Below are 16,987 nucleotides of genomic sequence, written 5' to 3' on the forward strand. Positions count from 1 at the left end.
TTTTCGAGGCACGGCACTCGCCGTCACACGGCCTGGCAACTGGTAGGGAGCGGATTCCTGCGGCATCATGGGCAAATTTTGCACGGCAGCCCAAAGGAAGCCCCATGAATCTGCCTCCCCGTCAGCAGCAAATCCTCGACCTGGTCCGCGAGCGCGGCTATGTCAGCATCGAGGAATTGGCCCAGCTGTTCGTCGTCACCCCGCAGACCATCCGCCGCGATATCAACCAGCTGGCGGAAGCCAATCTGTTGCGTCGCTACCACGGTGGCGCGGCCTATGACTCCAGCGTAGAAAACACCGCCTACGCCATGCGCGCCGACCAGATGCGCGATGAGAAACAACGCATCGGCGAAGCCGTCGCCGCCCAGATCCCCGACCATGCCTCGCTGTTCATCAACATCGGCACCACTACCGAATCCATCGCCCGCGCCCTGCTCAACCACAGCCACCTGAAGATCATCACCAACAACCTGCACGTGGCCTCGATGCTCAGTGCCAAGGATGATTTCGACGTTCTGCTGACCGGCGGCAATGTCCGGCGCGACGGCGGCGTGGTGGGCCAGGCCAGCGTCGATTTCATCAACCAGTTCAAGGTGGATTTCGCCCTGGTGGGCATCAGCGGCATCGACGAAGACGGCAGCCTGCTGGACTTCGACTACCAGGAAGTGCGGGTCTCCCAGGCGATCATCGCCAACGCCCGGCAAGTGATCCTGGCCGCCGACTCCAGCAAGTTCGGCCGCAACGCGATGATCCGCCTGGGCCCGATCAGCCTGATCGATTGCCTGGTGACCGACCAGCAACCGGTGCCGGCCCTGACCCAACTGCTCAACCAGCACAAGATCCGCCTCGAAGTGGTCTGAGACCGCCTCCCCCCTCCCTACACCGCTCGCGCATTCGAACGATATCCCGCCACCAGGCTGGGTATCGGCGCGCCTGCGTGCCCGCCGCCCACCGGCACAGCAGCTACAGTTACCCCTCGGTAATGTTCGAAAACTTTCCTTTAGCGGTTTTCCGATCAGTTTTTTCAATCGAAACACGCTGGATGTGCGGTTCCTTATCCGCTAATATTTTCGGAAATGAACATTAATGTTCGAATTCAAATATCAAAGCAACACGAGGCTTGCTGATGCCCACTTCTACCTTGCCCGCGCGCCCTCTCTCCGAGGTTTACGATATCGCCGTCATTGGCGGTGGGATCAATGGTGTTGGAATTGCCGCGGATGCGGCGGGTCGCGGCCTGTCCGTGTTCCTTTGTGAAAAGGACGACCTGGCCAGCCACACCTCCTCCGCCAGCAGCAAGCTGATCCACGGTGGCCTGCGCTACCTGGAGCACTACGAATTCCGCCTGGTGCGCGAGGCCCTGGCCGAACGCGAGGTGTTGCTGGCCAAGGCCCCGCACATCGTCAAGCCGATGCGTTTCGTCCTGCCGCACCGCCCTCACCTGCGCCCGGCCTGGATAATCCGCGCCGGCCTGTTCCTCTACGATCACCTGGGCAAGCGCGAGAAGCTCGCCGGCTCGCGCGGCCTGAAGTTCGGTGCCGACAGCGCACTGCAAGCGCAGATCACCCGGGGCTTCGAGTATTCCGACTGCTGGGTCGACGACGCCCGCCTGGTGGTGCTCAACGCCATGTCCGCCCGTGAACATGGCGCCCACGTGCATACCCAGACCCGCTGCGTCAGCGCCCGTCGTAGCAAGGGCCTGTGGCAGCTGGACCTGGAGCGTGCCGACGGCAGCCTGTTCTCCATCACCGCCAAGGCCCTGGTGAATGCCGCCGGCCCTTGGGTCGCCAAGTTCATCAAGGACGACCTGAAGCTGGAGTCGCCCTACGGCATCCGCCTGATCCAGGGCAGCCACCTGATCGTGCCCAAGCTGTATGAAGGCGAGCACGCGCATATCCTGCAGAACGAGGACCAGCGCATCGTCTTCACCATTCCCTATCTCGACCAGTTCACCCTGATCGGCACCACCGACCGCGAATACACCGGCGATCCGGCCAAGGTGGCGATCACCGAGGGGGAAACCGACTACCTGCTGCAAGTGGTCAATGCCCACTTCAAGAAACAACTGAGCCGCGACGACATCCTGCACACCTATTCCGGGGTTCGTCCGCTGTGCAACGACGAGTCCGACAACCCGTCGGCGGTCACCCGTGACTACACCCTGGCCCTGTCCGGCAGTGGTGACGAGGCGCCCTTGCTGTCGGTGTTCGGTGGCAAGCTGACCACCTACCGCAAGCTGGCGGAATCGGCCATGGCCCAGCTGGCACCTTACTTCAAGCACGCCAAGCCAAGCTGGACAGCCCAGGCCAGCCTGCCCGGCGGCGAGGACATGAGCACGCCGCAAGCCCTGGCCGAAGCCATCCGCAGCCAATATGACTGGGTGCCCAGCCAGATTGCCCGGCGCTGGGCCACCACCTACGGCAGCCGCACCTGGCGCCTGCTGGAAGGCGTGCAAGGCCTGGGCGACATGGGCGAACACCTGGGCGGCGGCCTCTACAGCCGCGAAGTGGACTACCTGTGCAGCGAGGAATGGGCGCTCAAGGCCGAGGACATCCTCTGGCGCCGCAGCAAGCTGGGGCTGTTCACCACCGAACAGGAACAGCAGCAACTGCGGGAATACCTGGAAAAAGTCGAGCACAATCGCGGCAAGATCAAGGCAGCTTGAACCTCTAGCCCAACCAGCCCCTGCACCTTGAGGTCCAGGGGCTTTTTTGTACCTGTACAGCGGACATTCGCGGCACAGAAGAGCTCAAGCGAGCCGATGCCGAACGTTCGGTTTTCCGAACGCTGCTTGCGGGGTAGTTCGGTTAACCGGATAGCCTGGCTAGGCGGGTTTCGTCATGAATATTTAATTCCCTTTAAAATCAATTAGTTGATAGCTTCCTGCTGGTCTGGCACGACTCATGCTCTACACTGTTCGACGAATGCCTGTCGTGCCAACACAACAGGAGCCGTCAAGGCATTCGCTGTATAAAAGAGCCGTCGAACTGGCTTCATAAAAAAAACAAATGTCGAGGAAATATTGATGCGCATCGTTCCCCAGTTGTTGGGCGCAGCTATCGCTGCAGCTCTGATTAGCACTCCAGTTCTCGCTGCCGAGCTCACCGGCACACTGAAGAAAATCAAAGAGTCCGGCACCATCACCCTCGGACATCGCGACGCTTCCATTCCGTTTTCCTATATCGCTGACGCTTCCGGCGTACCGGTCGGCTACTCCCACGACATCCAACTGAAGATCGTCGAAGCGCTCAAGAAAGACCTCGACATGCCTGACCTCAAGGTCAAGTACAACCTGGTCACCTCCCAGACCCGTATCCCGCTGGTACAGAACGGCACCGTGGACGTCGAGTGCGGCTCCACCACCAACAACGTCGAGCGCCAGCAACAGGTCGACTTCTCGGTCGGCATCTTCGAGATCGGTACCCGCCTGCTGTCCAAGAAGGACTCCACCTACAAGGACTTCGCCGACCTGAAGGGCAAGAACGTGGTAACCACCGCCGGTACCACCTCCGAGCGTATCCTCAAGGCCATGAACGCCGACAAGCAGATGGGCATGAACGTGATCTCCGCCAAGGATCACGGCGAGTCGTTCCAGATGCTGGAATCGGGCCGTGCCGTCGCCTTCATGATGGACGACGCCCTGCTGGCCGGTGAGATGGCCAAGGCCAAGAAGCCTACCGACTGGGCCGTGACCGGTACCCCCCAGTCCTACGAAATCTACGGCTGCATGGTCCGCAAGGGTGATGCTCCCTTCAAGAAAGCCGTGGACGACGCCATCGTCGCTACCTACAAGTCGGGCGAAATCAACAAGATCTACGACAAGTGGTTCCAATCGCCGATCCCGCCAAAAGGCCTGAACCTGATGTTCCCGATGAGCGACGAGCTCAAGGCCCTGATCGCCAATCCGACCGACAAAGCGGCTGACGACAAAAAGTCCTGATTCCTGACTAACCTTACTCCTGAGGGGGCCCTGGCCTCTTCAGGAGCCTGTCACTACCTGCTGGCACATTCTGGAAACACTCGCACCGGTGGTTGTCGAGCCGATAGTGCGTGCCTGGCCGTCCTGGCCAGAAGGGAACGGATCTCCCCAGGCGGGTGCTTGTAGTACATCGAACGATCTGAGGGGTAACCCCAATGAATTACAACTGGGACTGGGGCGTGTTCTTCAAGTCCACCGGCGTGGGCAGCGAGACCTATCTCGACTGGTTCATCTCCGGACTGGGCTGGACCATCGCCATCGCCGTGGTGGCCTGGATCATCGCACTGATACTGGGATCGATCCTGGGGGTCATGCGTACCGTGCCGAACCGCCTGGTGTCGGGCATCGCCACTGTCTACGTGGAGATCTTCCGCAACGTGCCCCTGTTGGTGCAGCTGTTCATCTGGTACTTCCTGGTGCCCGACCTGCTGCCGCAGAACCTGCAGGACTGGTACAAGCAGGATCTCAACCCGACCACCTCGGCCTACCTGAGCGTCGTCGTCTGCCTGGGCCTGTTCACCGCCGCCCGGGTCTGCGAACAAGTGCGCACCGGTATCCAGGCCCTGCCCCGCGGCCAGGAGTCCGCCGCTCGCGCCCTGGGCTTCAAGCTGCCGCAGATCTACTGGAACGTGCTGCTGCCCCAGGCCTATCGGATCATCATTCCGCCGCTCACCTCGGAATTCCTCAACGTCTTCAAGAACTCCTCCGTGGCCTCGCTGATCGGCCTGATGGAGCTGTTGGCCCAGACCAAGCAGACCGCCGAGTTCTCGGCCAACCTGTTCGAAGCCTTCACCCTGGCCACCCTGATCTACTTCACCCTGAACATGAGCCTGATGCTGCTGATGCGCCTGGTGGAGAAGAAAGTCTCGGTCCCCGGCTTGATCTCCGTGGGAGGTAAATAATGGAATTCGACTTCTCGGGCATCGTCCCGGCCATTCCCGGCCTGTGGAACGGCATGCTGATGACCCTCAAGCTGATGGTCCTGGGCGTGGTCGGGGGGATCATCCTCGGCACCCTGCTGGCCCTGATGCGCCTGTCCCACAACAAACTGCTGGCGAACATCGCCGGCGCCTACGTCAACTACTTCCGCTCGATCCCGCTGCTGCTGGTGATCACCTGGTTCTACCTGGCGGTGCCTTTCGTGCTGCGCTGGATCACCGGCGAAGACACCCCGATCGGCGCGTTCACCTCGTGCATCGTGGCCTTCATGATGTTCGAAGCGGCGTACTTCTGCGAAATCGTCCGGGCCGGCGTGCAGTCGATTCCCAAGGGCCAGATGGGCGCCGCCCAGGCCCTGGGCATGACCTACGGCCAGACCATGCGCCTGATCATCCTGCCCCAGGCGTTCCGCAAGATGACCCCGCTGCTGCTGCAGCAGAGCATCATCCTGTTCCAGGACACCTCCCTGGTGTACACCGTGGGCCTGGTGGACTTCCTCAACGCCTCGCGCTCCAGCGGCGACATCATCGGCCGCTCCAATGAATTCCTGATCTTCGCCGGTCTGGTGTATTTCACAATCAGCTTCGCCGCCTCGCTGCTGGTCAAGCGTCTGCAAAAAAGGTTCGCCGTATGATCTCTATCAAAAACGTCAACAAGTGGTATGGGGACTTCCAGGTGCTGACCGACTGCAGCACCGAGGTCAAGAAAGGTGAGGTGGTGGTGGTCTGCGGGCCGTCCGGTTCGGGCAAGTCGACCCTGATCAAGTGCGTCAATGCCCTGGAGCCTTTCCAGAAGGGCGACATCGTGGTCGACGGCACCTCCATCGCCGATCCCAAGACCGACCTGCCCAAGCTGCGCTCGCGGGTGGGCATGGTGTTCCAGCACTTCGAACTGTTCCCGCACCTGAGCATCACCGAGAACCTGACCATCGCCCAGATCAAGGTCCTGGGCCGCAGCAAGGAAGAGGCCACCAAGAAAGGCCTGCAATTGCTCGAGCGGGTGGGCCTGGCTGCCCACGCCCACAAACATCCAGGTCAGCTTTCCGGCGGCCAGCAACAACGTGTGGCCATCGCCCGCGCCCTGGCCATGGACCCGATCGTCATGCTGTTCGACGAACCGACCTCGGCCCTGGACCCGGAAATGGTCAACGAAGTACTGGATGTGATGGTGCAACTGGCCAACGAAGGCATGACCATGATGTGCGTGACCCACGAAATGGGCTTTGCCCGCAAGGTAGCGAACCGAGTGATCTTCATGGACAAGGGCCAGATCATCGAGGACTGCCAGAAGGAAGAGTTCTTCGGCGATATCAACGCCCGCTCCGAACGTGCGCAGCACTTCCTCGAGAAGATCCTGCAGCACTGATACGGCGGCGTTCCGCCCGCCCTCGTGGCAAGGGAGCCTGCTCCCACGGGGTCGCCTGGCGACCCCCAACCTGCGAACGGATCTTGCCTGGCACAACGCACCCAGCGCTCTACGACGGCCCCGGGCCGAGCGCGAGTGCGCCCTGTCGCCATGCTGGTTGACCCAAGGCATCTGTGATGAAATGCGACCCCACTCTCTATCGCGCCACGCCGCCATCACTCGCCGTGAAACCCCGTCTGATCCGTCATCTGTTGCTGCCGCCTTTGGTCATCGCCCTGATGGCCGCCCTGGGCTACGCCGGATTCTGGATCAGCGAGCACAACGGCATCCGCACCCTGGGTGAAAACGGCGCGCGCCAACTGGAGCTGCATGCCCGCGCCGTAGAGAGCGAGATCAGCAAGTACACCTACCTGCCCAGCCTGCTGGAGCTGGAATCCAGCGTCTCGCAATTGCTGGCCGACCCTTCGCCGGAGCACCGCCAGGCGGTCAACCAGTACCTCGAAGGCTTGAACCGGCGCAGCCGCAGCCGGGCCATCTATGTCATGGACACCACCGGCCGGGTACTGGCCACCAGCAACTGGCGCGATGTCGACAGCTACCTGGGCGAAGACCTGTCGTTCCGGGCCTACTACCAGAACGCCGTGCGCGGCTACCCCGGGCGCTTCTACGGCATCGGCAGCACCAGTGGCGAGCCCGGCTACTACCTGGCCCACGGCCTGGAGGAGCAAGGCAAGATCATCGGCGTGGCGGTGGTCAAGGTCCGCCTCGAAGCCCTGGAGGAACGCTGGCAACGGGCGCGCATGGAAGCCTTCGTCAGCGACGAGAACGGCATCATCATCCTCTCCAGCGATCCGAGCCGCCGCCTCAAGTCGGTCCGCCCCCTGAGCGACGACACCAAGGAACGCCTGGCCCGCAGCCTGCAGTACTACTGGTTCCCGCTCAACGAACTGGAACCCCTGGCCCGCGAGCGCCTGGACGAGGGCGTGGAGAAACTCACCTTCCCCGCCAATACCGAACTGGCGGACGACGAACAGCCCATCAGCTACCTGTCCCAGACTCGGCCCCTGAGCGACACCCCGTGGAATTTCACCCTGCTGACGCCCTTGCAGGACCTGCGCCGCGAAGCCATCAACCAGGGCATCCTGGTGGCCGTGGCCTTCGCCCTGGTGGCTTTCCTGATGATCGCCTGGAACGAACGGCGCAAGGTCATCGCCACCCGCCTGGCCGCCCGCGAGGCCTTGCAGGAAGCCAACAGCCAGCTCGAACGACGGATCACCGAGCGCACCGCCGACCTGCGCGCCAGCAACGAACGGCTCAAGGCGCAGATCCGTGAGCGCCGCCAAGCCGAGGAGACCCTGCGCCGGGCCCAGGACGAGCTGGTCCAGGCCGGCAAGCTGGCAGCCATCGGCCAGATGTCCACCAGCATCGCCCACGAACTCAACCAGCCGTTGGCAGCGCTGCGCACGCTATCGGGCAACACCGTGCGCTTCCTCGAGCGCGGCGCCCTGGACACCGCCAGCGCCAACCTCAAGACCATCAATGAACTGATCGACCGCATGGGCCGCATCACCGCCAGCCTGCGCTCCTTCGCCCGTCGTGGCGACGACCAGGGCCAGGCCAGCCTGGGCAAGGCGGTGGACGCCGCCTTGCAGGTCCTCGGCGCGCGCCTGGAACCGCTGCCCCTGCAACTGCATCGCGACTTCGCCGAGCAGACCCTGCAGATCGACCAGACACGCCTGGAGCAGATCCTGGTCAACCTCATAGGCAACGCCCTGGATGCCATGCAGGCACAGCCGGCGCCGCAGCTCTGGCTCGAAGGCGAATCCGCCGACGGCAAGTACCGCCTGCGGGTACGGGACAACGGCCATGGCATCGACCCCGAGACACGCAAGCATCTGTTCGAACCCTTCTTCACCACCAAACCCGGCGAACAAGGGCTGGGACTGGGCCTGACCCTGTCCGCCAGCCTCGCCGCCGCCACCGGCGGCAGCCTGGGGGTGGAACATCCGGCAAGCGGCGGCACCGCCTTTGTCCTCAGCTTGCCCCTGGCAAGCCCTAATCGAGCCGAGCCGATATGAACCACGAGCTGACCGTGCTGATCGTCGAAGACGACCCCCATGTCCTGCTGGGTTGCCAACAGGCCCTGGCCCTGGAAGACATTCCCTGCATCGGCGTAGGCAGCGCCGAAGATGCCCTGGCCCAGGTCGGGGACAACTTTCCCGGCATCGTGGTCAGCGACATCCGCCTGCCGGGCATCGACGGCCTGGAACTGCTGACCCGCCTCAAGGCTCGCGATCGCAGCCTGCCGGTGGTATTGATCACTGGCCATGGCGACATCTCCATGGCGGTGGGGGCGATGCAGAACGGCGCCTACGACTTCATGGAAAAGCCCTTTTCCCCCGAGCGCCTGGTGGAAGTGGCTCGCCGCGCCCTGGAACAGCGGGGCCTGGCCCGTGAAGTGAGTTCACTACGGCGCCAGCTGGCCGAACGCAGCTCCCTGGAGGGGCGAATCATCGGCCGCTCGCCAGCGATGCAGAACCTGCGGGAATTGATCGCCAACGTCGCCGATACCTCGGCCAACGTGCTGATCGAAGGCGAGACCGGCACCGGCAAGGAACTGGTCGCCCGGTGCCTGCACGACTTCAGTCGGCGCCACCAGCAACAGTTCGTCGCCTTGAACTGCGGCGGCCTGCCGGAAAACCTGTTCGAGAGCGAAATCTTCGGCCACGAGGCCAACGCCTTCACCGGTGCCGGCAAGCGGCGCATCGGCAAGATCGAGCACGCTCACCAGGGCACGCTGTTCCTCGATGAAGTGGAAAGCATGCCCATCAACTTGCAGATCAAGCTGTTGCGGGTGCTGCAGGAGCGTACCCTGGAGCGCCTGGGCTCGAACCAGAGCGTGGCCGTGGACTGCCGGGTGATCGCCGCCACCAAGTCGGACCTCAACCAGTTGAGCCAGGCCAAGGAGTTTCGCAGCGACCTGTACTACCGCCTCAACGTGGTGACCCTGGAGCTGCCGCCCCTGCGCGAGCGGCGCGAAGACATCCTGCAACTGTTCGAGCACTTCCTGCAGCAGTCATCCCTGCGCTTCGACCGCGTGGCGCCGGAGCTGGACAACCAGACCCTGTCGAACCTGATGAGCCACGACTGGCCGGGCAACGTCCGTGAATTGCGCAACGTCGCCGAGCGCTTCGCCCTGGGCCTGCCAGCCTTCAAGAAATCCGGCAGTGGCAGCGGCCAGGGCCTGGGCTTCGCCGAGGCGGTGGAAGCCTTCGAGCGCAACCTGTTGAACGATGCCTTGCAACGCAGCGGCGGTAACCTGACCCAGGCCAGCCAGGAGCTGGGCATGGCCAAGACCACGCTGTTCGACAAGGTCAAGAAGTACGGCCTGAGCCACTGACCCCAAGGCGCCCTATCCATGGATCTGTTGTTGAAAGCCGCGCTGGGCGCGGCTGTAGTGGTCATTCTCTCGGCCCTGGCCAAGACCCGTAACTACTACATCGCCGGGCTGGTACCGCTGTTCCCGACCTTCGCCCTGATCGCTCACTACATCGTCGGCAAAGGCCGTTCGCTGGACGACCTGAAGACCACCATCCTGTTCGGCATGTGGTCGATCATTCCCTATTTCGTCTACCTGGCGACCCTGTACTTGATGGTCGACCGCCTGCGCCTGGAGGCCTCCCTGGCGGTGGCCGCGGTGGCCTGGCTGATGGCCGCCAGCATCCTGGTCGGCGTCTGGGTCCGGGTCCACGCCTGAGCCCCTCCGGGCAGGGCCGCATGCGCCCTGGCCCGACCCTTGCATTTACCCGGCAAAGCCCACCCGGCCTGCGTTTTAGCCTGATCACGCAGTTTTCCGGGGGGCGCTGCCATGGGTAAAGTACACCTTGAACATTCTAGATCTCGACCACAGCCTGACCGCCCAGGAGCCCATCACCCGGCGCCTGCAAAGTGGCCAGGCGCAACGCATCGACCTGCTGGACCTGGGCCCCAGGCTGCGGCTCTGGTCCACCGAGCGCACCTATCGCCAATTCATCGAGCGCCTCGAACGGCGGCCCCGACATAGCGGCCCGCAGCCGGAAATCTTCTTCGTCGGCTCCGGCGACTATCACCACCTGACCCCGGCCTTCCTGCGCAATCTGCCGGAGCCGGTGAGCCTGATCCACTTCGACAACCATCCGGACTGGGTGCGCTTCGCCCCACGCCGGCATTGCGGATCCTGGGTCAACCGGGCGCTGCAACTGCCCAATATCCAGCGCATCGTCACCCTGGGGCCCTGCAGCGAAGACCTGCACAACCCGCAACTGCGCGGCGGCAACCTCGGTGCCTTGAAGCACGGCAAGTTGCAATTGTTCCCCTGGCAGCACGAACCCTCCCGGGTCTGGGGCCGGGTCGGCGATGGCGCCGGGCACCAGCAGCAAGACCAGCACCTGCACTGGCGCAACCTGGCCCAGCAGGACTGGACGGACTTCCTCGACGGCATGATCGCCAGCCTGCCCACTGCGGCGGTCTGGATCACCATCGACAAGGACGTGCTGGCCAGCGAGGACGCCGCCACCAACTGGGACCAGGGCGGCATGCGCCTGGAACACCTGCTGCAAGCCATCCGCGCCCTGGCCGCGCGCAAACGGATACTGGGTATCGATGTTTGCGGCGAATTCGCCCAACCGGCCTTCAGCAATGCCTTCAAGCGCTGGGAGGCCAAGTCCGACCAGCCACCGCCCGAACGCTGGAGCCAGGAGGATCTGCTGCGCAACTCGGTGACCAATGAAGCCCTGATTTCGCTGTTCGAGGAGCTGTTCCCATGACCTTGACCGTCGTGTTGCTGGTGGCCTTTTCCATCCTCCTGGATGTGATCGGCCAGTTGTGTTTCAAGCTGGGCCTGGACCGCTTGCCGGAACTGGAGGGGGGCTTTCGCCTGAACGCCTTCTGGGGACAGGTGTTCAACGCCCCTCTGCTGTGGTGCGGGGTAGGCGCCTACGTGGTGGAGTTTTTCGTCTGGCTCGAGGCCCTGTCCCGGGCCCCCCTGAGCCTGCTGTTCCCGGCTGCGGCCCTGGGTTATTGCGGAGTGGTGCTGGCGGGCAAGGTGGTGCTGGGGGAAACCGTCAGCCGCCGGCGCTGGCTCGGCACCCTGGTAATCACCGCCGGCGTGATGCTGGTCTGCGTCGCCAGTACCTGAGCCCTGTCCAACCGATACAAGGAAACGCTTCATGAGTTCGAACCAAGCTAACGACTGGCTGCATGGGCGCCTGGGTACCCTGCTGCTGTGGTTCTTGTTGATCAGTTTCGAAGGGGCCGGCCAGATCGCCACCAAGGTCGGCGGCGACCAACTGGGACAGATGGATTTCAGCCTGCAATGGCTGGCGGCGGTCGTCGCCAATCCCGGGGTGCTGACGGCGATCGCCTGCTACATCGGTGCATTCTTCGTCTGGATGCTGATCCTGCGGCGCAGCAGCCTCTCCCTGGCCTTTCCCCTGAGCGCCCTGGTGTATGTGGTGGTGCTGCTGGGCTCGTGGCTGATGCTGGGCGAGCAGATCAACCCGCTGCACTGGCTCGGGGTCTTCGTGATCATGGGCGGGATCGCCCTGCTGGCCGAAGGCGAGAAAGCCTGAAAACACCCTGCGCCCGCTGCGCGGGCGTGCACAGCCTTCGGCAGCGATACAGGATCGGCTTCGTGTAGCCGCTGCCGCCAGGCTGCGACAAGGTCATCAGGACCTTCAGACTTCAGCCTCCTGCGTCAGCTGCGCGGTCGTGCGCAGCCTTCGGCGGCAGCTACAGGTTACTTGCGGTGGGAAACCAAAAAGCCCAGTCCGTGGGACACCGGGATCACTTTCACCCCCGCCGCACGCTGTTCCTCGCGAATCTGGCGATGGAAGGCCTTGACCTTGGTCCAGTGCATCTTCGGCCGGTAGTGGTGCTCGGCGTGGTAGCCGTTGTTCATCCAGATCAGGTTGTACAGCGGGCTGTAGGAACTCACGCCCCAGGCGATCGGCAGGTCGGGATTGCCGCCCAGGTGCTCGTAGTAGCCATTGAGCGACGACAGCGACTGACCCAGGTACCAGAACGGCAACAGCACCAGCACCGCGTGCCAGTCGAAGAGCGCCAGGGCCAGGTAGAAGGCCACGGTCACGGCGACTTCCACTTTCACCCAGCGGGCATCGTCCGGGCGCTTGCGCTGCATTTGCTGGTAGATCTCCTTCGGGTCATCGCGAAAGAAACTGAGGAAGGTGTAAGCCCATGGGTTGTCCGGCTGGCCGTTCTTGCCATGCAGGTAGATCGACAGCGGATCGACGGTCTTGCCATTGGCGTCCGGCAGGTCGGAGTTGCCCCGGTGGTGGCGGTTATGGATGTCGCGGTACAGGGTCTGGGAAAAACCGATGGTCACCGACAGCAGCAGGTCGAAGGCGCGGTTCATCCAGGAGGGCGTGAAGTAGGCGTTGTGGATCTGATTGTGGGAAATGCTGTTGATACTCCACGACAGGCTGACGGCGTACAGCAGCGCGGCCGGGATGATGATCCACCAGGACAGCGCGTGGAAATCCAGCACCAGCCACAGGACGAAGGCGAAATGCGCCAGGGCCATGACGATCGGGATCAGGTCCCAGAGGGAATAGGCGAGCAAACGATAGGCAGGACGGGCCATGAAGAACTTCCTGAGAAATTGAATTCATGGCGCCTGTTGCAAAGGCCAGACCAGTTTTCCTCCTGGCGGCGCCCGTGGCTGGTCCAGCCCCGGGCTCCAGGCCGCAAAGCCCTCAGAAACGGTAGCTGATGGCGGTCTGTACTTGTCCCTGGTTGACGTGGCCCTTGTCGCGCACGATGGTGCTGTCGGCCGCCGAGTTGACCAGGCGGATCCAGCTGGCGCTGGCCACCAGCGACCAGTTGCGCCCCAGCGGGACCTGGATGTTCTGGGTCAGGGTGAAGTTCTGCAGGCCACCGCCGGCGTCATAGTGCTGGATGCCAGAGGCCAGGAACTCCTTGGTGCTGACACCGAAGAAGGTCTGGTTCTGCCGGGCATCGGCAAAGTGCAGGGTCAGGTTGTTGCTGCCGATGATGCCCATGCCCAAGGGGTAGCCGATCTCGGCGCCCACCTTGCCCAGCATGCCGCCCTGGCCACCGGAGCCGCCCACGGCCTGGCCCACGGCGGCGAACACGCGCCAGAAATCGTCCGGGGCGTACTGCACGAAACCACCGACGTCGGCCATGTCCGGCACGTCCCGCAACCCGCGCAACGAGCCGTCGGCATTACGCCCCTGCAGGTAATTGATGTAGGGCCCGGCACTCCAGCCATTGCTCTTGAAGGCATCCCAGGTCAGGCCGTCGTCGGTGCTCAGGCTGACATCGCCCCAGTCCAGGTCCAGGTAGGGCAAGGGCGTGGTGTCGTAGCGGCTGGCCGTAGGGTCGTGGGGTTGGTAGCCGATGCCCAGGCCCACTTCGCCAGTGATACCGGAGTCGCCCCAGGCGCTACAGGCAAGGCCCAGCGACAGCAGGCCGGCCAGGAGGGAGGGGAAGGTGAACCTTGGCATGAATGAAATTCCTTATCTGTAAATGCGCGCATCAATCACCACGGACAGCCTCGAGCGCAAGCACTGATGTTGTTTGTAGCAAGCTACAAAAATTGTAGCTACCAAGCTACAAATCGCCCCATTCGCCAGCCAAGGCCCCAGCCCCGCTGGGTTTCCCCTACTTGGCACAGTCCCTGCTCTACCTCTGCCACAAGCGTACACAACGCTCTTATTCAACAGGTAACAGCAGATGATGCACTGGCATATCGTATGTGACTTCGACGGGACCATCTCCCGCGCCGACGTGATCGATAACGTCCTCCAACGCTTCGCCGACCCAAGCTGGGAAACCATCGAGCAAGAGTGGCTGGACGGTCATATCGGCTCCCGGGAATGCCTCAGTCGCCAACTGGCCCTGGTCAAGGCCTCGCCCGCCGAATTGCTGGGCTATTTCGACAGTGTCGAGATCGACCCCGACTTCCCTGACTTCGTCGACCATGTGATCGGCCTGGGCGCCACCATCGAAGTGGTCAGCGACGGCATCGAACAGGGTATCGCCCGCATCCTGGCGCGCAACTACGTGACCCTGCTGCCGATCCTCGCCAACCGCCTGCGCCAGGTCGACCACAACAGCTGGCGCATCGACTTCCCCTATTCCAGCGACGCTTGCCGGGCCGCTTCCGGCAACTGCAAGTGCAAGTCCACCCCGCGCGGCAAACGCGTGCTGGTGATCGGCGATGGCCAGTCCGACATGTGCGTGGCCTCCACCGCCGACTTCGTCTTCGCCAAGGGCCGCCTGGCCGAGTACTGCGAACGCAACGCCATTCCCTACGCGCGCTTCGACTCCTTCGCCGAACTGCCGGCGCTGCTGGCCAAGCTGCCGCGCGAAGCCGCCAACGCCACCACTTTCTCTCTTGAAACCCAGGAACTCTTCCACCATGTCTGATATCCGCATCGCTACCGCAGAAGACCAGGTCCTTCTGGAAAAAGAAGCCAAGTACTGCTCCTACGGCGATACCGTCCACTACATCGAACCCCCGCGCATCTTCAGCCGCTGCGAAGGCTCCTACGTCTGGGATACCGAAGACCAGGCCTACCTCGACCTGCAGATGTGGTACTCGGCGGTGAACTTCGGCTACGCCAACCCGCGCCTGAACAACGCCTTGAAGCAGCAGATCGACACCCTGCCGCAGATCGCCAGCCAGTACCTGCACAAAGGCAAGATCGAGCTGTCGGAAATGATCGCGGTCGACGCCAAGAAGAAGTTCGGCCTCGACGGTCGCGTGCACTTCAACGTCGGTGGTTCGCAGTCCGTCGAGGACTCGCTGAAAGTCGTGCGTAACGCCAGCAACGGCAAGAGCCTGATGTTCGCCTTCGAAGGCGGCTACCACGGTCGTACCCTGGGCGCCTCGTCCATCACCTCCAGCTACCGCTACCGCCGCCGCTACGGCCACTTCGGCGAGCGTGCGCAGTTCATTCCGTTCCCGTACCACTTCCGCGGCCCTAAAGGCATGACCAAGGAAGAGTACGGCAGCCACTGCGTGAAGCAGTTCGCCCGTCTGTTCGAAACCGAATACAACGGGGTCTGGGACCCGAAGGTCGGCCAGAGCGAATACGCAGCATTCTACGCCGAGCCGATCCAGGGCACCGGCGGCTACGTGATCCCGCCGATGAACTTCTACCGCGAGCTCAAGCAAGTACTGGATCAGCACGGCATCCTGCTGGTGGTCGACGAAATCCAGATGGGCTTCTACCGTACCGGCAAGCTGTGGTCGATCGAGCACTTCGACGTCCAGCCTGACGTGATCGTGTTCGGCAAGGCACTGACCAACGGCCTCAACCCGCTGGGCGGCATCTGGGCCCGTGAAGAGCTGATCAACCCGGGCGTGTTCCCGCCAGGCTCGACCCACTCCACCTTCGCCTCCAACCCGCTGGGCACCGCCGTGGGCCTGGAAATGTTCAAGATGACCAGCGAGATCGACTACGGCGCGATGGTCATGGAGAAGGGCAAGTACTTCCTCGAAGGCCTCAAGGACCTGCAGAAGCGCTACCCGATCATCGGCGACGTCGACGGCCTGGGCCTGGCCCTGCGCTGCGAGATCTGCACCACAGACGGCTTCACCCCGGACAAGGCGACCCTGGACTACATGGTCGAGGAAGGCATGAAGGGCGACATCGTCATCGACGGCCAGCGCCTGGGCCTGATCCTCGACGTGGGCGGCTACTACAAGAACGTGATCACCCTGGCGCCATCGCTGGAAATCAGCTACGCGGAAATCGATCTGGGGCTGGCCCTGCTGGACCGCCTGCTGGATCGGGCCATGAAGCGATGAGCATGGCTGAGATCGATCTGGGCGAAGGCGACGCCGGCTTCGTTCTCGGCACGGGTCAGGTCGGGATCTTGTTGATCCACGGCCTGACCGGCACCCCGACGGAACTCCGTCGGGTGGCCCAGGGCCTGGCCAAGGACGGTACGTGCACCGTGTACGTACCGACCCTGCCCGGGCACTGCGGGGACAACAGCGACCTGCAGGCCACCGGCTGGCAGGACTGGTACCAAGGCGTGCGCAAGACCTTCGCCGCCATGCAGCAACGCCACGAGCAGGTGTTCGTCGGCGGCCTGTCCATGGGCGCGGTGATGTCGATGTACCTGGCCTCCGAGCATCCGGGGCGGATCAGCGGCCTGCTGATGTATTCCACCACCCTCAAGTACGACGGCTGGAGCATCAACAAGCTGGCATTCCTGACCCCGCTGCTGATGAAGATCCCGTTCGGCGTGCATATCTGCCGCTTCGAGGAAAAACCACCCTACGGCATCAAGAACGAACGCCTGCGGGCCATCGTCGAGAAGCAGATGAAGGCCGGCGCCAGCAGCGATGCCGGACTCCTGACCATGGAGGGCGTGACGGTGCGCGAGTTGCACCGGATGAACGCCGTGGTCAAGAAACGCATGCCGTCGATCATGACCCCGGCCCTGGTCCTGCACTCCAGCGAAGACGACATCACCAGTACCTGGAATGCCGACTACGTGGAGCGCAAGCTCGGCGGCCCGGTGACCAAGATCCTCCTGGACAACTGCTACCACATGATCACCGTGGACCTGCAATACCAGCGGGTGATCGAGCTGAGCGCCGACTTCATCCAGCAACGGGTGACCAGCCCGAGCCTGCGCGAAGACTATCGACAGCTGGCGTGACTTAAG

17 protein-coding genes are annotated in these 16,987 nt (G+C 63.0%); 15 read left to right on the top strand and 2 right to left on the bottom strand.

Annotated features, from left to right (window positions below):
• Positions 1 to 104 precede the first annotated feature (104 nt).
• From C4K40_RS24830 to C4K40_RS24885, 12 genes are all read left to right on the top strand, one after another.
• Positions 105 to 860: a DeoR/GlpR family transcriptional regulator gene (locus C4K40_RS24830; RefSeq protein WP_011063123.1), complete on the top strand. Its 756-nt coding sequence runs from the start codon at positions 105 to 107 to the stop codon at positions 858 to 860.
• Between the two features lie 266 nt (positions 861 to 1,126).
• Positions 1,127 to 2,665 carry a glycerol-3-phosphate dehydrogenase gene (gene glpD, locus C4K40_RS24835; protein ID WP_053131686.1) on the top strand — a complete coding sequence of 513 codons (1,539 nt, stop codon included), beginning with the start codon at positions 1,127 to 1,129 and terminating at the stop codon, positions 2,663 to 2,665.
• 360 nt (positions 2,666 to 3,025) lie between these two features.
• The gene (locus C4K40_RS24840; protein ID WP_022640627.1) at positions 3,026 to 3,940 is read left to right on the top strand and encodes a glutamate/aspartate ABC transporter substrate-binding protein; all 915 of its coding nucleotides are present in this window, start codon (positions 3,026 to 3,028) and stop codon (positions 3,938 to 3,940) included.
• A gap of 194 nt (positions 3,941 to 4,134) precedes the next feature.
• Positions 4,135 to 4,881 (top strand): amino acid ABC transporter permease, encoded by a 747-nt coding sequence (locus C4K40_RS24845; RefSeq protein WP_022640628.1) that lies wholly within the window; start codon positions 4,135 to 4,137, stop codon positions 4,879 to 4,881.
• A complete protein-coding gene (locus tag C4K40_RS24850; protein ID WP_022640629.1) occupies positions 4,881 to 5,552 on the top strand; it encodes an amino acid ABC transporter permease in 672 nt (223 codons plus the stop codon). Before C4K40_RS24845 ends, C4K40_RS24850 begins: the two co-directional genes overlap by 1 nt.
• On the top strand, positions 5,549 to 6,283 hold the full coding sequence (locus C4K40_RS24855; RefSeq protein ID WP_022640630.1) for an amino acid ABC transporter ATP-binding protein: 735 nt from the start codon (positions 5,549 to 5,551) through the stop codon (positions 6,281 to 6,283). The genes C4K40_RS24850 and C4K40_RS24855 overlap by 4 nt, the downstream gene beginning before the upstream one ends.
• Positions 6,284 to 6,459: 176 nt before the next feature.
• Positions 6,460 to 8,361, top strand: a complete 1,902-nt coding sequence (locus C4K40_RS24860) for a sensor histidine kinase (RefSeq protein WP_053131689.1) — start codon at positions 6,460 to 6,462, stop codon at positions 8,359 to 8,361.
• Entirely contained in the window at positions 8,358 to 9,683 is a 1,326-nt protein-coding gene (locus tag C4K40_RS24865) for a sigma-54 dependent transcriptional regulator (RefSeq protein WP_022640632.1), read from the top strand. Before C4K40_RS24860 ends, C4K40_RS24865 begins: the two co-directional genes overlap by 4 nt.
• Before the next feature lie 27 nt (positions 9,684 to 9,710).
• Complete coding sequence (locus C4K40_RS24870) at positions 9,711 to 10,040, top strand: GlpM family protein (RefSeq protein WP_172681635.1); 330 nt, start codon at positions 9,711 to 9,713, stop codon at positions 10,038 to 10,040.
• Positions 10,041 to 10,167: 127 nt separating this feature from the next.
• The gene (locus C4K40_RS24875; RefSeq protein ID WP_053131694.1) at positions 10,168 to 11,088 is read left to right on the top strand and encodes an arginase; all 921 of its coding nucleotides are present in this window, start codon (positions 10,168 to 10,170) and stop codon (positions 11,086 to 11,088) included.
• The gene (locus tag C4K40_RS24880) at positions 11,085 to 11,459 is read left to right on the top strand and encodes a transporter (RefSeq protein ID WP_053131697.1); all 375 of its coding nucleotides are present in this window, start codon (positions 11,085 to 11,087) and stop codon (positions 11,457 to 11,459) included. Before C4K40_RS24875 ends, C4K40_RS24880 begins: the two co-directional genes overlap by 4 nt.
• Positions 11,460 to 11,490: 31 nt before the next feature.
• Positions 11,491 to 11,892, top strand: coding sequence for an EamA family transporter (locus C4K40_RS24885; RefSeq protein WP_022640636.1), 402 nt, complete (start codon positions 11,491 to 11,493; stop codon positions 11,890 to 11,892).
• A 167-nt stretch (positions 11,893 to 12,059) separates the two neighbouring features.
• Here the strand turns inward: C4K40_RS24885 and C4K40_RS24890 are convergent, their stop codons facing one another.
• The gene (locus C4K40_RS24890) at positions 12,060 to 12,923 is read right to left on the bottom strand and encodes a fatty acid desaturase (RefSeq protein ID WP_022640637.1); all 864 of its coding nucleotides are present in this window, start codon (positions 12,921 to 12,923) and stop codon (positions 12,060 to 12,062) included.
• 112 nt (positions 12,924 to 13,035) lie between these two features.
• Positions 13,036 to 13,806, bottom strand: coding sequence for a MipA/OmpV family protein (locus C4K40_RS24895; protein WP_053131700.1), 771 nt, complete (start codon positions 13,804 to 13,806; stop codon positions 13,036 to 13,038).
• A 229-nt stretch (positions 13,807 to 14,035) separates the two neighbouring features.
• On the opposite strand from C4K40_RS24895, the gene C4K40_RS24900 reads away from it, so the two are divergent.
• Genes C4K40_RS24900 through C4K40_RS24910 form a run of 3 tightly spaced genes read left to right on the top strand, consistent with a single transcriptional unit; the run spans position 14,036 to position 16,981 of the window.
• Positions 14,036 to 14,731, top strand: a complete 696-nt coding sequence (locus C4K40_RS24900; RefSeq protein ID WP_022640639.1) for an HAD-IB family phosphatase — start codon at positions 14,036 to 14,038, stop codon at positions 14,729 to 14,731.
• Entirely contained in the window at positions 14,724 to 16,118 is a 1,395-nt protein-coding gene (locus C4K40_RS24905) for an aspartate aminotransferase family protein (RefSeq protein ID WP_022640640.1), read from the top strand. Before C4K40_RS24900 ends, C4K40_RS24905 begins: the two co-directional genes overlap by 8 nt.
• Entirely contained in the window at positions 16,115 to 16,981 is an 867-nt protein-coding gene (locus C4K40_RS24910; protein ID WP_022640641.1) for a carboxylesterase, read from the top strand. Before C4K40_RS24905 ends, C4K40_RS24910 begins: the two co-directional genes overlap by 4 nt.
• The last annotated feature ends 6 nt before the right edge of the window (positions 16,982 to 16,987 follow it).

The organism is Pseudomonas sp. CMR5c (assembly GCF_003850545.1).
GTDB lineage: Bacteria > Pseudomonadota > Gammaproteobacteria > Pseudomonadales > Pseudomonadaceae > Aquipseudomonas > Aquipseudomonas piscis.

Bases quoted from the DNA above. Each gene is read 5' to 3' on its own strand.
- C4K40_RS24830 (WP_011063123.1), top strand. From the start codon at position 105: ATGAATCTGCCTCCCCGTCAGCAGCAAATCCTCGACCTGGTCCGCGAG.
- glpD (WP_053131686.1), top strand. From the start codon at position 1,127: ATGCCCACTTCTACCTTGCCCGCGCGCCCTCTCTCCGAGGTTTACGAT.
- C4K40_RS24840 (WP_022640627.1), top strand. From the start codon at position 3,026: ATGCGCATCGTTCCCCAGTTGTTGGGCGCAGCTATCGCTGCAGCTCTG.
- C4K40_RS24845 (WP_022640628.1), top strand. From the start codon at position 4,135: ATGAATTACAACTGGGACTGGGGCGTGTTCTTCAAGTCCACCGGCGTG.
- C4K40_RS24850 (WP_022640629.1), top strand. From the start codon at position 4,881: ATGGAATTCGACTTCTCGGGCATCGTCCCGGCCATTCCCGGCCTGTGG.
- C4K40_RS24855 (WP_022640630.1), top strand. From the start codon at position 5,549: ATGATCTCTATCAAAAACGTCAACAAGTGGTATGGGGACTTCCAGGTG.
- C4K40_RS24860 (WP_053131689.1), top strand. From the start codon at position 6,460: ATGAAATGCGACCCCACTCTCTATCGCGCCACGCCGCCATCACTCGCC.
- C4K40_RS24865 (WP_022640632.1), top strand. From the start codon at position 8,358: ATGAACCACGAGCTGACCGTGCTGATCGTCGAAGACGACCCCCATGTC.
- C4K40_RS24880 (WP_053131697.1), top strand. From the start codon at position 11,085: ATGACCTTGACCGTCGTGTTGCTGGTGGCCTTTTCCATCCTCCTGGAT.
- C4K40_RS24885 (WP_022640636.1), top strand. From the start codon at position 11,491: ATGAGTTCGAACCAAGCTAACGACTGGCTGCATGGGCGCCTGGGTACC.
- C4K40_RS24890 (WP_022640637.1), bottom strand. From the start codon at position 12,923: ATGGCCCGTCCTGCCTATCGTTTGCTCGCCTATTCCCTCTGGGACCTG.
- C4K40_RS24895 (WP_053131700.1), bottom strand. From the start codon at position 13,806: ATGCCAAGGTTCACCTTCCCCTCCCTCCTGGCCGGCCTGCTGTCGCTG.
- C4K40_RS24900 (WP_022640639.1), top strand. From the start codon at position 14,036: ATGATGCACTGGCATATCGTATGTGACTTCGACGGGACCATCTCCCGC.
- C4K40_RS24905 (WP_022640640.1), top strand. From the start codon at position 14,724: ATGTCTGATATCCGCATCGCTACCGCAGAAGACCAGGTCCTTCTGGAA.
- C4K40_RS24910 (WP_022640641.1), top strand. From the start codon at position 16,115: ATGAGCATGGCTGAGATCGATCTGGGCGAAGGCGACGCCGGCTTCGTT.